Origin of the sequence: Sphaerisporangium perillae, from assembly GCF_023276435.1 — a bacterium.
Taxonomy (GTDB): Bacteria; Actinomycetota; Actinomycetes; order Streptosporangiales; family Streptosporangiaceae; genus Sphaerisporangium; species Sphaerisporangium perillae.
Genome location: NZ_JALLPO010000005.1, coordinates 188,088 through 202,501, shown reverse-complemented (window position 1 = coordinate 202,501; position 14,414 = coordinate 188,088). Strand labels below are relative to the sequence as shown.

Here is a 14,414-nt window from a genome sequence, read left to right as displayed (position 1 = left end):
CATCCGGTTGATCGTGCCTAGAGTGCCGGCTGTGGCGCGCATCGTGAGGTGGGCGTTCAGCGCTGCTATCCGACTCCCGGGCAGGCTGAGGAGCTTGCCCGGAGACCAGCACACGCCGACCCGCGTAGCCCAGGTGCTCAGGCTTGTGCGCCTTGCCCCTGCACCGGCCTGGAGCCATGCCCGCCTTGGCCGCATCCTGCCGCCGCTTCGTCGACCAAGACCGCTTGCCACTCGTACGGCCGAGGACGTTGCCGCGCATCCCCGCGTTGTTGATAACCCGAGGCGAACAGGTCTTACGTCAGGCGGCGCCGCGTCTTGTCGATTCCCGCGCGATGAGCTCTGGCTTCAACTTCTCGGATTTCACGGCTTCACCGCGCATCACGCAAAGCAGCATCTCCAGTGCGCGACGTCCCATCTGATGCATGGGCGACCGCACCGTGGTGAGCGGAACGGACAGTTCCGCCGCGAGCAGTGTGTCGTTGAATCCGACGAGCGCGACATCCGTCGGAACATGGAGGCCGTGATCACGGAGCACCCCGAGGGCACCGATCGCGGCGAAGTCGTTGGTGGCGAAGATGGCGTCGGGTGGTCGCCCAGACGCGAGTAGCCGCTCGGTGGCTTTGCGTCCGCCCGGTGCGTCGAAGTCTCCGTAGACGATCCGGTGCTCGGGGATGTCCAGTCCCGCTTCACGAAAGACGTCGATGACGCCGCGGGTGCGGTCCTGTCCCGTGGACGCGAAACGCTGACCGGCGAGCACGGCCACGTCGCGGCGCCCAACGGAGAGGAGGTGGGTAGCGACCAGCCTGCCACCGTAGTAATCGTCACAGGTGGCGGCCACATGATCGCCCGCATAGCGGTTTACCAATACGAAGGGCATGTTATGTGCGGCGAGTTCGTCGAGGAACGGCTCGTCGAGGTGCGCATCGCCGAAGATGAGTCCCTCAACCCGCCGTTTGAGCATGGTCTGCGCGCGGAGGCGCTGGTTCTCGGGCACGTCCAGGGAGTTGGTGACGAAGGTGGAGAGGTTGTTCTCGGTCGCGGCCTCCTCAATGCCCTCATAGATGGTCGCGAGGACGAAGTCCTGGAGGCGCGGCACGATGACTCCGACGAAGCTGGACCGCGCCGTGCGCAGGCTCGCCGCGTACGGATTGGGGTGATAGTTCAGTTCACGCGCGAGAGTGCGCACGCGATCGACGGTTTCGGGTGAGGCCCACTTGTCGACATCACGGCCGATCGAGTTGAGGATGCGAGACACTGTCGACGGGTGGATGCTGAGCCTGTCGGCGATCATACGTAACGTTGTCGGGGGCTTTCCCGCGCTCCCGGCTCCAGTCATTCGTGAACGCACTTCCCGCTCCGCCCATGGGTCCGTTGCCCGGCCATCATAGTCGCACGGTCCCCAGCACTCTGATGAGTCTTTGTAGCTTCCTAGATCATCTTAGCTGGTTGCGTCGAGAACGCGATCAGGCACGACCCCAGGGGCGGCGAGGTCTGGGTGACCACCCGCCCGAGCTGCCGCATCCGGGCGTGGGACCCGACCGGGACGGCCGGCCTCACGGATCGATGTCGGCGGCCGACCGCTCGGCGAACGTCTCCATGGCCGCCCGTGTGACGGGCCCGGGGGCCTGCGGCAGCGCGGTGCCGTCCACCAGGCGGATCGGCTGGATGTCGCGCGTGGTGGAGGCGAGGAACGCCTCCTCGGCCTCGTAGAGCGCGGAGATCGGGACGTCGGCCTCCTCGCCGCCGTACCACTCGAGCATGAGCGCGCGGGTGACCCCGGCCAGGCACCCGGAGGCCAGCGTCGGCGTGATCAGCCGCCCGCCGGTCACGATGAAGATGTTGCTTCCCGTGCCCTCACACAGGTTGCCCGCCAGATTCTCGAAGATCGCCTCGCCTGCGCCGCGCTCCTTGGCGTACGCGAGGGCCTTGGCGTTCTCGCCATAGGAGGTGCTCTTGACACCCGCGAGCGCGCCGCGCTCGTTACGGGGCCACGGCACGACGGTGACGTCAACGGTCGCGGGGAACGGCTGCTGCTCGCCGACGATGACGACCACGGTCGGCCCGTCCGAGCCGCGGTCGGAGCCCAGCGGGCCAGGCCCGCTCGTGTAGGTGATCCTGATCTTGGCCAGCGGCCACGTGGGCGCGGCGGCGAGGCACCGGCGGGCTCCGTCGGCGATCGCGGCGACGTCGGGCTCGGGGAGGTCCATGCGTTTGGCCGACAGGGCGAGCCGGTCGAGGTGACGGGTGAGCGCGAACGCCTCCCCCTCGACGCTCTTGACCGTCTCGAACACGCCGTCGCCGACCACGAGCCCGTGGTCGAACACCGAGACCACGGCCTTCTCGGGATCCACGAGGTCCCCGTTGACCCAGATGGGTACAGCCATCTCCAACTCCATCTCTATGGTTCCGGCTCGTCCTGTGACGCGAGTCCGATGAGCCGGGCGGCCTTCATCTCGGTCTCTCCGCGAGACCTCTATGCCGCTGAGTCGGCCAGACCGACCAGACGAACCAGTTCGTCGCCGACCGCATCGGTTCCGTCCGCGCCTCCGCGGTCAGGCGTCCTGACTTTCGCGTCCGAGAACAGCGTCTCGACAGCCCGATCGATTCGGTCGGCCGACGCGCCTTCGCCGAGGTGCCTGAGCATCATCGCGCCAGAGAGCACCTGCGCGACAGGATTGGCGATGCCACGCCCAGCGATGTCAGGCGCGGATCCGTGCACTGACTCGAACATCGACGGGAACTCGGAGGAAGGATTTACGTTCCCCGACGGGGCGAATCCGAGCCCTCCACAGATCGCGGCCGCGAGATCGCTCAAGATGTCGCCAAAGAGGTTGGACCCGACGACGACGTCGATGCTGTGGGGCGCAAGAACCATCCGTGCGGCCAGAGCGTCGATGTGGGCACGCTCATAGCGCACGTCGGCATACTCGTCCGCGACCGACTGGGCGACCTCATCCCAGAACGGCATGGTGTGCACGATGCCGTTCGACTTGGTCGCGGCCACGACGGACCGGCCTCTCGTGCGGGCCAGATCGAAGGCGAAGCGCACGATCCTCTCGATCCCCTGCCTGGTGAAGACCGATTCCTGCACGGCGAATTCCGCGGGCGTGCCGACGTTGTGGCGTCCACCGATCTGCGAATACTCTCCTTCGGAGTTCTCTCGGACGATCACCATGTCGATGTCCTCGGGTCCACGATCACGCAGGGGCGAGGTGACTCCGGCGAACAAACGCGCCGGCCTCAGGTTCACGTACTGCTGGAAGGCACGGCGAATCGGGATGAGCAGCCCCCACAGTGACACGTGATCGGGAACCGAGGGATGCCCTACCGCGCCGAGGAAGATGCTGTCGAAACCGGAAAGCGTCTGAATACCGTCGTCGGGCATCATCGATCCGGTCTCGAGGTAGCGGGCGCAACTCCAATCGAGCGTCGTCCACTCGAGGGAGAACCCACCCAACGTCGCGGTCGCGTCCAGCACCTTCCGCGCGACCGCCGTGACCTCGACTCCGATTCCGTCTCCCGGAATCGATGCGATGCGGTAGCTCCGGTCTTCTCCGGCTTTCATATGTCTACGCCTTCCTTATCGTTCGCGCGCCGCGGGGAGCGTCTGCAAGCCGAAGATCTGGCCCCACGGTTGGAGCGCCGCGGTGGAATGTCCTGCCAGGAGCAGCGAGTGCCACAGGGTGACCGCGACACTGTCGAGCACTGGAATTCCACGTTCCCGCTCGACCGAGGGCGCGACCCGGCCTCCCCAGAAGTTGGTGCACACCACCGCAAGCGCGTCTGCGCCCGGCACCGCGACCTGCCTCAGCAACTCCGCTATGCGTTCCCCGGGAACGGCGCCGATCTCGGTGTTCACCCGGATGTCGAGATGCGCTTCCGCCACGCACTCGAGGCCTTCTTCGCGGTACACGGACATGATCTGCTGTGTGACATCAAGCGTGTAGGGCACGGCCAACCCATAACGTTTCGTGCCCAGGGCGGCGAACGCGTCGAAGAACGCGAGCGTGCTCGTTGTGGCGGGCACACCCGTCGCCTCCGTGATCGCCGAGGCGATCGCGCGGTCGTGGTCGAGTCCGAGCCAGGAACCCGCTGTTCCGTTCCAGGCGATGACATCGACCTCCGCGTCGGCAAGTAGTCGCGCCGACGCGACCATCGTGTCGATTTCGAACTGCACGGTTTCCTGTGCGCTCAAGCCGATGGTGACGACTGGTACGCGTGAGTAGTGCACGGAAAGATCGGGCAGCCCGCTGACCATTTCTTGTGTCAGCGGCTCGAGGCAGGTGTTCGACGAGGGAGTCAGCATGCCCAGTTTCGTAACGCCCATCAGTTCTGACCTTTCGTTGATTCCGGCGAGCGGCGGACGGCCCCCGGTCTGTCCGTCGCAACCGGTGCGAGCACAAGGATCCGCATCTAGCCCTCTGCCAGAGCGGTGAGGAGACGCGCGCCGCCGTCGTGGAAGATGTCCAGGTCGAGGACCGCGGAGACGCTCACGTTCGGCACGTCCACCACCTGGCTGACCTTCAGATCAGCGGCAACGCTCGCGATCACGTACGCCTGCTCCGCGGAGTAACCAGAGCGCTGCAAGTACGCGATCAACGACTGGACGGCACGGCGCGCGGCTACTGTGAGATCCTCACTGTGGTTCTCGCCGGCCTCGACGGAGAGCCCGATCGTCCCGACCTGACGCGCCGCCGGCCGAGACGGCTGAACGGTGGTGGTGAACACCGGGGCGAAGTCATGCTTCTGCGCGACACCACCATGGTGCACCCGAAATCGCAGGGTGACCCTCGCGCGCATCTCGATCGCGGACCCGCAACTCTCTCCGTCGCCCTGCGCGAAATGCACGTCCCCTACTGAGAAGAGTGCTCCCTTGACATAGACCGGCAGAAAGATGCTGGATCCCGGAGTGAGCTGCTTGACGTCGAGATTTCCGCCATTTTCCCTGGGCGGGATGGTTCGCAGTCCCTCGGCTCCGATGACGGCATCGGCCGGGACGGCCTCACGTGCGTCGGGCAGCATGACCGTCGCACCTCTGCCGGCCAGTTCCATCTCGCGGCGTGTCACCTCGAGACGGAACCGAGAATCGGGGGCGACCCCCATGATCCCGCAGAACGGCGCGAAAGGGATGCGCACACCCGGCACCTGGGGCGACTCGGCATATTCGCGGCCCACGAGATTCCAGTGGGCGATGAACGGATCGGGGAACTGCTCGTGCAGCAGTCCGAAGCCGGGCGCGATCACCGTGAACCCGTAGTGGTCGAACGGGTCCGGCTCGATGTCGACGACCTGCACTTCGAGCACGTCTCCGGCTTCAGCCCCACGAATATAGACAGGCCCGGTCATCGGGTGATTCGGTAGGAAGCTGAGCCGGTCGAACGTTCCCGGAGTGAGATCCGATGTCACCTGGCCGTCGAAGCCGTCGCGGGTGTCGAGCACCACGGTCTCGCCGTCCGCCACCACGATCGCGGGCGGTACGGATTCGTGCCACCTGTTGTGCCCGGTCCGCGGCTCGTCCCTCAGCCGCAGCTCGGGGTCGATCGCGATCTGTATCGTATCCGTCATCTCACTCCTCGGCATATATCGGGCCGGCTTGCAGCCGGATCAATCTTCGTCATTGCGCGCGTGGCGCCGGCGTGCCAACTGCGCGAAGACGACCGCGATGATGAGCGCACCACCGTAGAAGAGGTTCTGCACGAACGAGGAGACACCGAGCAATTGCAGGCCGGTAATTCCCGAGGACAGGAAATACACCGCAATGAACGTGCCCCACGGATTGAACCGGCCGGAACTGATCGCCGTCGAGCCCAGGAACACCGCGGCGAACGCAGGCAGCAGAAGCGGTTCGCCGGCCCCCGGGTTCGCGGCCCCGCTGGTGCCCGCGTACAGCAGACCTGAGACGGATGCCAGCACGCCGGAGGTGACCAGGGCACCGAAACGGATGCGGCTCACGTTGACACCGCTGAGTCGCGCCACCTTACGGCCTCGGCCGGTGAACAGCATCCTGCGGCCGAGCGAGGTGTGATCGAAGACGTACCAAAGCGCGACGCAGACAATGAGTCCGTAGTAGAACTCGATGGGGATACCGAAGAGCCGGAAGCCGACGACCGCGTTGATGAGCGCGTCCGAGACACCGCTGATGGTCTGCGAGTCGCTCACCCACAGAGTGATGCCGGCGGCGACGGTCCCCATGCCCAGAGTCGCGATGAGGGAGTCGATCCGCAGAGCGACCGTGAGTGTCGCGTTCACCAGCCCGACCACCAGGCCGATCGCGATTCCCACCAGCACCGCGAGACCGACCGGCCAATGGTGTTGAGCGTTGAGGACCGCGACGACCATCGCCGACAGCGACAGGACGCTCCCGATCGACAGGTCGAAATCACCTGTCGTCAGAGGGACCATCAACCCCAACGTGAGAAGGAGCAGGATCGCCTGTGAACCGAGCAGCGACTGGAAGTTCTGCATGCTCAGGAACGTGTTGGGTTCGATCACACTGAAGACGATGATCAGGACGACCCAAACACCGAGCAAGGCCCAGCGCTGAATGAAGTTCGCGCGGTTCCGACTCTTGGTATGGCTGCGAGCCCCGCCTTCGCGCGTGCGGGTCGTTGGCTTCCGTGGCCCGCCCAGGTCAATATCGCTCGTCATCAGGCAACCTCTTCCAGTCCCGACGGCGCCCCACGCAGGCATGCTGCCGTGACCGCATCTTCTGTGATGTCCGCACCAACGATCTCCGTGGTGATTACTCCGTCGCTCACGACGATGACCCTGTCGGCCACTGCCGCCACTTCCTCATAGTTCGCACTGGCGTAGAGGACTGCCATCCCCGCTCGGGCGGCGCGCCAGACGATGTCCTGAATACGTTCACGCGCGCTCACGTCGACGCCCTGTGTCGGGTCCTGCAGCAACAGCAGCCTCGGCTTGATGTTGAGCCACTTCGCAACTACGGCCTTCTGCTGATTGCCGCCGCTCAGCGCCTGGATCTCCAGCTCAGGATCCGGTGGGACGACACGGTAGCCGTCGAGCACGGCTCGGATGCGGGCGCGTTCCTCGCGCGCGACGAGCCGGCCCTTCGCCATGAACGTGCTGAGGACGGGGAGCGACACATTGGCCCTGACCGAAAGGTCACTCACCACGCCGTCCTCCTGCCGGTTGGCCGGAACCAGGCCTATCCCATGGCTGATGGCATTGCCTGGCGACATGCGCGCGACGTCGAACGTCTCCCCGTCAAGGGTCAGAGTGCCCGCTTCAGCGCGTCGGGCTCCGAAGAGCAGAGCCGGAATCTCCTCCCAACCCGCCCCGACGAGGCCCGTGACGGCCAGCACCTCTCCCTCGTGCAACTCGGCGGAGAACTTGCGTGCGAGACTTCCGGTGAGGTCTGAAATCGCCGCCACGACCCGGTCCCCCGGCGGGGTGGCTCGCCGCTCGACATTGATCGCCCCGTTGTCACGGCGATTGCCGGTCATCAACTCGATAAGGGACTCGATGCCGCTGGGGTTCTCGTATTCCGCCGCATCGACCGTTGCGATGAGAGAGCCGTCGCGCAGCATCGTGATGCGGTTCGCGACATCGACCATCTCCTTCAGATCGTGCGACACCACGACCACGCCGGCACCGTCGGCGACGATGCGACGCACAAGCGCACCCACGCGATTCTTGCCCGCCCGGTCGAGAACGGCCGTGACCTCATCGAGGAAGAGCACGCCCCCCTCCGCGGCGCCGGCCGACCCCTTCCAACGACGCAGTTCGTCGACGGCGCGCACGAGGGCGATCAGCGCCCGATCCACGGGGCGCAGCGTCTCGACCGCGTCCCGCGGATCGATGTCGATCTCGAATTCGTCGAGCAGCGCCTTCGCGATGCGGTATTGCTCACGCCACCTGATCCTCGACAGGCCACCGGCGACGATCACGCCCGCCCGCAGATTCTCGGTGATGGACAGGCTCGGAACCAGACCGAGGTCCTGGTGCACGAAGCTCATACCGAGTTGACGGAACTCACCCGGATGCAGAGGACGTTCGATTTTCGTCCCATTGATGGTGAGGCGCCAGCCGGGCTCCGGAGAATGGTATCCAGAAAGGCACTTGATGAGCGTGGACTTTCCGCTGCCGTTCTGCCCGAGAAGTGCATGAACCTCACCCGCCTGCACGTCGAAGGACACATCATCGAGCGCGATCACGCCCCCGAAATGCTTCGATGCGTGCTCGACAGACAAAACGTGTCGCATCAGGTCACCTCACTCCTTCGCGTACCGGCGCACTACTGCAGGCCCCAGGTCTTGAGGTATCCGGCCTTCCAGGCCTCGCCGTACCCTTGGCCCAGCATCGCGGGGACTCCCGCTTCCTTGACGTTGTTCGTATCGAAAACCCTCAAGACAAGGTGCTCGTCAGGCGACGGCGGCAACTTGCCGAGGACACGCAGGGTCTGGTCGAGACCGGCCGCTCCGACGTAGGCGGGGTTCTCACCGATATCCATCGTGACGACATCGCCGGCGCGCACGAGGTCGAGGATCGCAGGAGAACCGTTGAAGCTCGCGGCCTTGACCCTGCCAACGGCTGCGGCAGAGCGCACACCGGGCACGACATAGGTCAGCATGCTGTCGAAAACCGGAAGGACGTAGTTCAGCTTCGGGTCACGGGTGATCGCGGTCTGCACGGCCGACTGGATCTTCGTGGGCCAGTCCGGAGCGTCCACGTTGACGGTCGTCACCTTGCAGGAAGGGCAGTCGGCCTTGAACTCACTCTGGATGCCCTCGGCCACCGGCGGGGAGTTCACGAAATTGTTCGACGTGACCACCAGGACGTTCGCGTCGCCCTTGGTCTGCGTGATCGCCCAGGCCGCCAGGAGTTGCCCGGCGGTCGCGAAATGGCCCGACACGAATGCGGCCACGTTCGGCGGCGTCGGCTGGCTCATGTCCAGGTCGTGCACATCGACCACCGGGATGCCTGCGTTCTTCGCCGCGGTGACCTGCGGCATGATGAGCCTGGGGTCGGTTCCGTCGATAAGCGAGATGACATCGCTCTTCGCGGAAACGGCGGTCTGCATGCCCTGGACCCACTGCGAGGTCTGCCCCTGGTTGGGCCAGCTGGTGACGGACGCGCCCGCCTGCTTCGCGTACGTCTCGAACGCATCCTCGGTTGCCTGCATGAAGGCTGCCGTCGTGGTCGATGGAATGCTGAAGATCTTCTTGCCCGCCGCGATGCTCTTCGCGTCGATGTTGGGGCCGGGGGACTGGAACGCGGGAACGCCGGTGTACTGATCCACCAGGGACTGGGCGTGCGCGACGTTACTGTTCGAAGGAGTGGAACTCCCTCCGGACGAGGTGCTGCCACATCCCGCGATTGACAACGCAACCACCGCCAGCAGGGCGCCGACTTTACCGTATGCTCGCAATGCGAATTCCTTATCGTTTCTGTTGAGTCGGGAGGCTGAAAAGCGAACTGCGCTGGGACGATTCTTTTGCCTGAGGGCTACGGCCTGCCCCGGTCTCGTCACGGCCGGGACCGTAGGAGGAAAGTCCGTTCGAGGAGGTCAGGTCGTTGCGACACTGCGAGTCATAGGCGGCTCGCCCTGCGCCGCAATTCCGCCCGGACCAGCGCGGGGTCGCGCACTGAAGAGAGCAGGGCGAAGAGGAGCATGCGGGCCTGCGGCGATCGCAGCGCGCCGACGGAAACCGCGCCCGCCTCGACGAGGTCGATGCCTCCGCCGGCGCCATAGAGCGCGGTCACCGGCCCTAGCGGCACGCGGGATGAAAGCCCGACGACGATTCCAGATTGGGTGAGGTGTGCGACCTCGCGGCAGAACTCAGGATTCGCGTTGCCCGCACCGGTCGCTTCAAGGATGATGCCGGTCGCCCCGTCGTCGACGACGGCGCGCAATGCGACGGTCGACGCGCCCGGGTAGTACGGGACTATGTCCACTCTCACGCCGTCGATGTCGAGGGAGTCGAGCGCGAGCGGGGCCAGTCGACGAGGCGTCGAGTTGATCGCGAGGTTTCCTTCGCGCACCCTTCCCACCGGGCCCGAGATGGTGGAGGCGAATGCGGCCGAGGCGAGGGTGTGGATTTTGGAGGTGCCGGCCGCGGCGTAGATCTGTCCGTCGAAGACGATGAGAGCCCCGAGGCGCCTGGCATCGGCGTGGCCGGCAACCGTCAGGGAGTCTCCGAGGTTCCTGGGCCCGTCCGTGTCGGGCGCATCCGCCGCGCGCTGAGCCCCCGTGAAGACGACCGGTCGCTCGTCCGTGTGCACGAGGTCAGCGAGGTACGCGGTCTCCTCCATGGTGTCGGTTCCGTGCGTCACAACGACACCCACGACATCGTCGGAGGACAGGACTTCGCTGATCCGCCGAGCGATCTCGACCATGCCCCGCGGTTCGAGCCGGTAACTGCCCAGGTTCATGATGTCCTGAGCTTCGACTTCGACGGCGCCAAGGGAAGCGAGTTCCGGTCTTCCGGTCAGCCGCTCGACGATCTTCCGAGCATCGTCTGCCGCGACGAGGGCGCCGCTGGGGACCTGCCGCGACGAGATGGTGCCTCCCGTGGAAAGCACGAGCACCTTAGGAATTGCCTTGACCTTTCAGCAAGCTGCTTGTGTCTGGGGAAGCGGCTGCGGATCGGTCCGCGCGGCCACTGAGTGTGCAGGCTAACAGCCAGAACCGCAGGACACAATCGTTTGTGTGAAGTGTGGAGATTCTGACGACCCGGTCCCCCGGGACGCAGCGTGAGTTGGAGGCCTCACCCGCCGATTCGATCAAACTCAGGGGCGCCGGCCTGGAGCTGTGGTGTCCGTGAACGTCCGCTGAGGTCCAACGTCGTTGGCCCCCTTGGCTGTACTCCCTATACAGCCAGCACCAATCATCAATTTCGGTTTCGGCTTCTCGTTGCCCGAGAATCAAGATCACGAGGCTGGCGTCTTGCGGCACGAGTTCGGGCACGACCGACCAGGTCCACGGCGGGAGCAGCAAGGTGCCGCTCGCGGTGATGGGGCGCCGTGCTGTCGCGGCCGGAGACGGTCGCGCCTTGGCACCCCGACCTACAATCGGCCTATGGCGGCGGCGCGGGTTCTGGTGGTGGAGGACGATCCGGGCATCGGTTCGGAGCTCGTCGAGGCGCTCGCGGTGCATGGTTACGAGCCGGTCCTGGCCGCGACGGGCCAGGCCGCGCTGGAGGGCGCGCACGCGACGGCACCGGACCTGGTGCTGCTGGATCTCGGCCTCCCCGACATCGACGGGGTGATGGTGTGCCGCAGGCTGCGCATGGCGGTGCCCGAGGCGGTGATCGTGGTGCTGACGGCGCGCACGCAGGAGCTGGAGGTCGTGGTCGCGCTGGATGCCGGAGCCGACGACTACCTCACCAAACCGTTCCGGCTGACCGAGCTGATGGCCCGGCTGCGGGCGCACCTGCGCAGGCGGACGGTCGTGCCCGAGGAGCGGGCGCTGACCGTCGGGCGGTTGCGCCTGGACCTGCTCGCCCGCCGCGCGTATCTGGGAGAGCAGGAAGTCATGCTGCGGCCCAAGGAGTTCGATCTGCTGGCCGCTCTGGCCGGGCGGGCGGGGGAGGTCGTCACCCGCGAGCAGTTGATGGACGAGGTCTGGGATGAGAACTGGTTCGGGCCCACCAAGACCTTGGACGTGCACGTGTTCGCGCTGCGCCGCAAGCTCGGCGAGGACGCCACCTCGATCACCACGGTCAGAGGCGTGGGCTACCGCTACGAGGTGTAGCTCAGCAGCAGGCTGAACAGCGGCGGCGCGTGGCGGCGCAGCACCAGGCGGCCGTCCTCGGCCTCGGCGAGCGAACGGGCCAGGGCCAGTCCGATCCCGTGGCCCTCACCCGAGGAGCGGGCGAAGACATCCTCTCCCTCGGTGACTCCTTCGCCCTGGTCGCCCACCACTATCGCCAGTCCGGGCCCGACGTCGGAGATGGTGAGCGTGACCTCGCCCCGGCCGTGGACCGTGGCGTTGTCCAGGAGCACCCGCAGGATCTGGCGCACGGCCGCGGGCGAGGCGGCGGCAGGGGGAAGCCCGGGTTCGATGGTGATGGTCAGCCGCCGGCCCTGTTCGGCCAGCGGGCCGTGCCAGTCGTGGCGGACCTGTTCGGCCAGCGCGGGCAGGTCCAGGGACTCGCCGGCCGCGTCGCTGTGGCGGGACAGCCTGACCAGGTCGTCGATGATCGTGTGCAGGCGCTCGCCGCGGGCCAGGGCCGTACGCAACGAAGCGGTTTGATCGCCGTCGGAGCGGGCCAGCGCGCTCTCCAGGCCGAGCAGCAGGCCGGTGAGGCCGGTGCGCAGCTGGTGGGAGACGTCGGCGCTGAAGGCTCGCTCGCGGGACAGCACCTCGCCGAGCCGCCGAGCGGTCGTCTCCAGCGCCTGGCCCGCCTGGTCCGCCTCACGCAGTCCCGAGTGCGGGGGGCGGATGCTGAAGTCGCCGGCGCCCAACGCCTGGGCCGCGGCGGTCAGTCGCTCCAGCGGGGCGGCCAGCCGCGCGGACAAGTAGATCGCGATCCCGGCTCCGAGGACGATCGCGACCAGCGCGAGCACGGCCATCAGCAGCCAGGCCCGGTGGACGCGGTCCTGCACCACATCCAGCGGCGTGGCCACCCGCACGGTCAGCCTGATGCCCTCGTCTGAGGGGATCGGGGCCGCCACGGCGACGAACCCGTCCCCGGCCCTGTCGTGCGTGTGCCCGTCGCGGCTGGCGGCGGCGAAGGCCGAGGTGCTCGGTCCGGCGCCGAACAGGCGCGCTCCCTTGACGGTGTAGACGCCGACCGTCAGATCGGCCGAGATGTCCTGCGGGAGGGCCAGCGGCAGGCGAGGATCGCGCCCGACGTCGTCGGGGATCGCGGCGGCGATCCAGGTGGCATCGCGCTGCAACGCGGCGACGGTCTCGTCCTGGTACAGCTGGTTGATCGCGACGGCCAGCGGGATCGCGAACAGTGCGACGACCAGGGCCGTGACCGCGACGATCGCCGAGAGCAACCGCCGCCGCAGTGGCGCCCCTTCAACCCTCATCTCCGTATCGTCGCAGGTCAAAGTTAAGCGTCTCGCTAATCTCCGCCTACCCGGACGCCGATACGCCGGCCCGTAATGTCTCCGCTACACAGAGTCACTATCAGGGGGTGTCGCGTGACGGGTTCCTGGCGAAGGCTGAGGTCCTTCAATGGGCGGGTGCAGCTCCTGCTGCTCAACCAGTTCACCATCAAGCTGAGCTTCAACCTGCTCATGCCCTACCTGGCCGGACATCTCACCCGAGGTCTCGGCTACGCGGCCTGGGCGGTCGGCCTGGTACTGAGCGTGCGCAACACCAGCCAGCGGGGCCTGTGCCTGGTCGGGGGGCACCTGGCCGACCGGCTCGGGTACAGGCAGGCCATCGTGGCCGGATGCGCGCTGCGGACGGCGGGTTTCGCGCTGCTGGGGGTGGTCTGCTCGCTGCCCGCCCTGCTCGCCGCTTCCGTGCTGACCGGGTTCGCGGGGGCCTTGTTCGAACCGGGGGTGCGGGCCTACCTGGCGGCCGAGGCGGGCGACCGCAGGGCCGAGGCGTTCGGGCTGTTCAACGTGGCCGGGCAGGTCGGGCTGCTGCTGGGGCCGCCGGCCGGTCTCGCGCTGGTGAGTGTGAACTTCCAGGCCGTCTCGATCGCCGCGGCGGCGCTGTTCGCGGTGATCACTCTGGTGCAGGCCAGGGCGCTGCCCGCCCGGGCCCCGGTGGCGCGTGAGCCGGGCGAGGGCTGGCGTCCTGTCCTGCGCGACCGCCGGTTCCTGGCCTTCTCCGTGGTGATGACCACCTTCTACGTGCTGTCCTTCCAGCTCTACCTGGCCCTGCCGCTGGTGATGCGGCAGGCGGTCGGGGAGGAGCAGGACGCCGGGATGGGGCAGATGTTCGCACTCTCGGCGATCGTCGTCATCGCCGGCCAGCGGCGGGTGACCGCCTGGGTGAGCCGCCGCTGGTCGCCCACCCGCAGCCTCACGATCGGGCTGGCCGTGGCCGGAGCCGCGTTCCTGCCACTGGTGATCATCTCCGACCCTGTCCCCGTGCGGGTGGGTCCAGAAGAGCTGGGTGAGATCCTCGGCATCGCGCCGATCCTGCTCACCGCGGTCCTGCTGGCGCTGAGCACGATGCTGATCTGCCCGTTCGAGATGGACGTGATCGTCGGCCTGGCCCGCGGCCGCCTCGTGGCCACCCACTACGGCCTGTACGCCACCATCTCAGGTCTGGTCGTCACGCTGGGCGGCCTGCTCACCGGCTCTCTGTGGGACTTCGCGGCCGGCCACGGGATCCACTGGTTGCCCTGGACCGCCATGACGCTGGTCGGCTGCTGCGGCGCGCTCGGTCTGGCGGCGCTGGAACGCGCCGGGCGCCTGCTGCCCCGACCGCCTGCCGGCGAAGGTGAACGCCGCGCTAACCGCGGGCTGAGGGAACGCTGATG

Annotated in this window: 12 protein-coding genes; 2 read left to right on the top strand and 10 right to left on the bottom strand. The window is 66.9% G+C overall.

The features are described from left to right. Positions 1-298 precede the first annotated feature (298 nt). The 9 genes from MYF83_RS06950 to MYF83_RS43625 form a co-directional block, all read right to left on the bottom strand. A complete protein-coding gene (locus tag MYF83_RS06950) occupies positions 299-1,291 on the bottom strand; it encodes a LacI family DNA-binding transcriptional regulator (RefSeq protein ID WP_248959346.1) in 993 nt (330 codons plus the stop codon). A 262-nt stretch (positions 1,292-1,553) separates the two neighbouring features. Beyond that, entirely contained in the window at positions 1,554-2,384 is an 831-nt protein-coding gene (locus MYF83_RS06945; protein ID WP_248959345.1) for an aminotransferase class IV, read from the bottom strand. An 89-nt stretch (positions 2,385-2,473) separates the two neighbouring features. Further along, on the bottom strand, positions 2,474-3,565 hold the full coding sequence (locus MYF83_RS06940) for a tartrate dehydrogenase (RefSeq protein WP_248959344.1): 1,092 nt from the start codon (positions 3,563-3,565) through the stop codon (positions 2,474-2,476). Between the two features lie 15 nt (positions 3,566-3,580). Beyond that, a complete protein-coding gene (locus tag MYF83_RS06935; RefSeq protein ID WP_248959343.1) occupies positions 3,581-4,327 on the bottom strand; it encodes a maleate cis-trans isomerase family protein in 747 nt (248 codons plus the stop codon). An 86-nt stretch (positions 4,328-4,413) separates the two neighbouring features. Beyond that, positions 4,414-5,580 carry an acetamidase/formamidase family protein gene (locus MYF83_RS06930; RefSeq protein WP_248959342.1) on the bottom strand — a complete coding sequence of 389 codons (1,167 nt, stop codon included), beginning with the start codon at positions 5,578-5,580 and terminating at the stop codon, positions 4,414-4,416. A 24-nt stretch (positions 5,581-5,604) separates the two neighbouring features. Further along, positions 5,605-6,648: an ABC transporter permease gene (locus MYF83_RS06925; RefSeq protein ID WP_248959341.1), complete on the bottom strand. Its 1,044-nt coding sequence runs from the start codon at positions 6,646-6,648 to the stop codon at positions 5,605-5,607. Further along, positions 6,648-8,225: a sugar ABC transporter ATP-binding protein gene (locus tag MYF83_RS06920; protein WP_248959340.1), complete on the bottom strand. Its 1,578-nt coding sequence runs from the start codon at positions 8,223-8,225 to the stop codon at positions 6,648-6,650. The genes MYF83_RS06925 and MYF83_RS06920 overlap by 1 nt, the downstream gene beginning before the upstream one ends. Before the next feature lie 32 nt (positions 8,226-8,257). Beyond that, on the bottom strand, positions 8,258-9,262 hold the full coding sequence (locus MYF83_RS06915; RefSeq protein WP_248959339.1) for a sugar ABC transporter substrate-binding protein: 1,005 nt from the start codon (positions 9,260-9,262) through the stop codon (positions 8,258-8,260). A 290-nt stretch (positions 9,263-9,552) separates the two neighbouring features. Further along, positions 9,553-10,551: an asparaginase gene (locus tag MYF83_RS43625; RefSeq protein ID WP_248959338.1), complete on the bottom strand. Its 999-nt coding sequence runs from the start codon at positions 10,549-10,551 to the stop codon at positions 9,553-9,555. 490 nt (positions 10,552-11,041) lie between these two features. Here MYF83_RS43625 and MYF83_RS06905 point away from each other — a divergent pair, with 490 nt between their 5' ends. Further along, a complete protein-coding gene (locus MYF83_RS06905) occupies positions 11,042-11,716 on the top strand; it encodes a response regulator transcription factor (protein ID WP_248959337.1) in 675 nt (224 codons plus the stop codon). On the opposite strand, the gene MYF83_RS06900 is transcribed toward MYF83_RS06905, so the two are convergent. Continuing rightward, positions 11,704-13,002: a sensor histidine kinase gene (locus MYF83_RS06900; protein ID WP_248959336.1), complete on the bottom strand. Its 1,299-nt coding sequence runs from the start codon at positions 13,000-13,002 to the stop codon at positions 11,704-11,706. The genes MYF83_RS06905 and MYF83_RS06900 overlap by 13 nt on opposite strands. A 114-nt stretch (positions 13,003-13,116) precedes the next feature. On the opposite strand from MYF83_RS06900, the gene MYF83_RS06895 reads away from it, so the two are divergent. Continuing rightward, a complete protein-coding gene (locus tag MYF83_RS06895; RefSeq protein WP_248959335.1) occupies positions 13,117-14,412 on the top strand; it encodes an MFS transporter in 1,296 nt (431 codons plus the stop codon). The last annotated feature ends 2 nt before the right edge of the window (positions 14,413-14,414 follow it).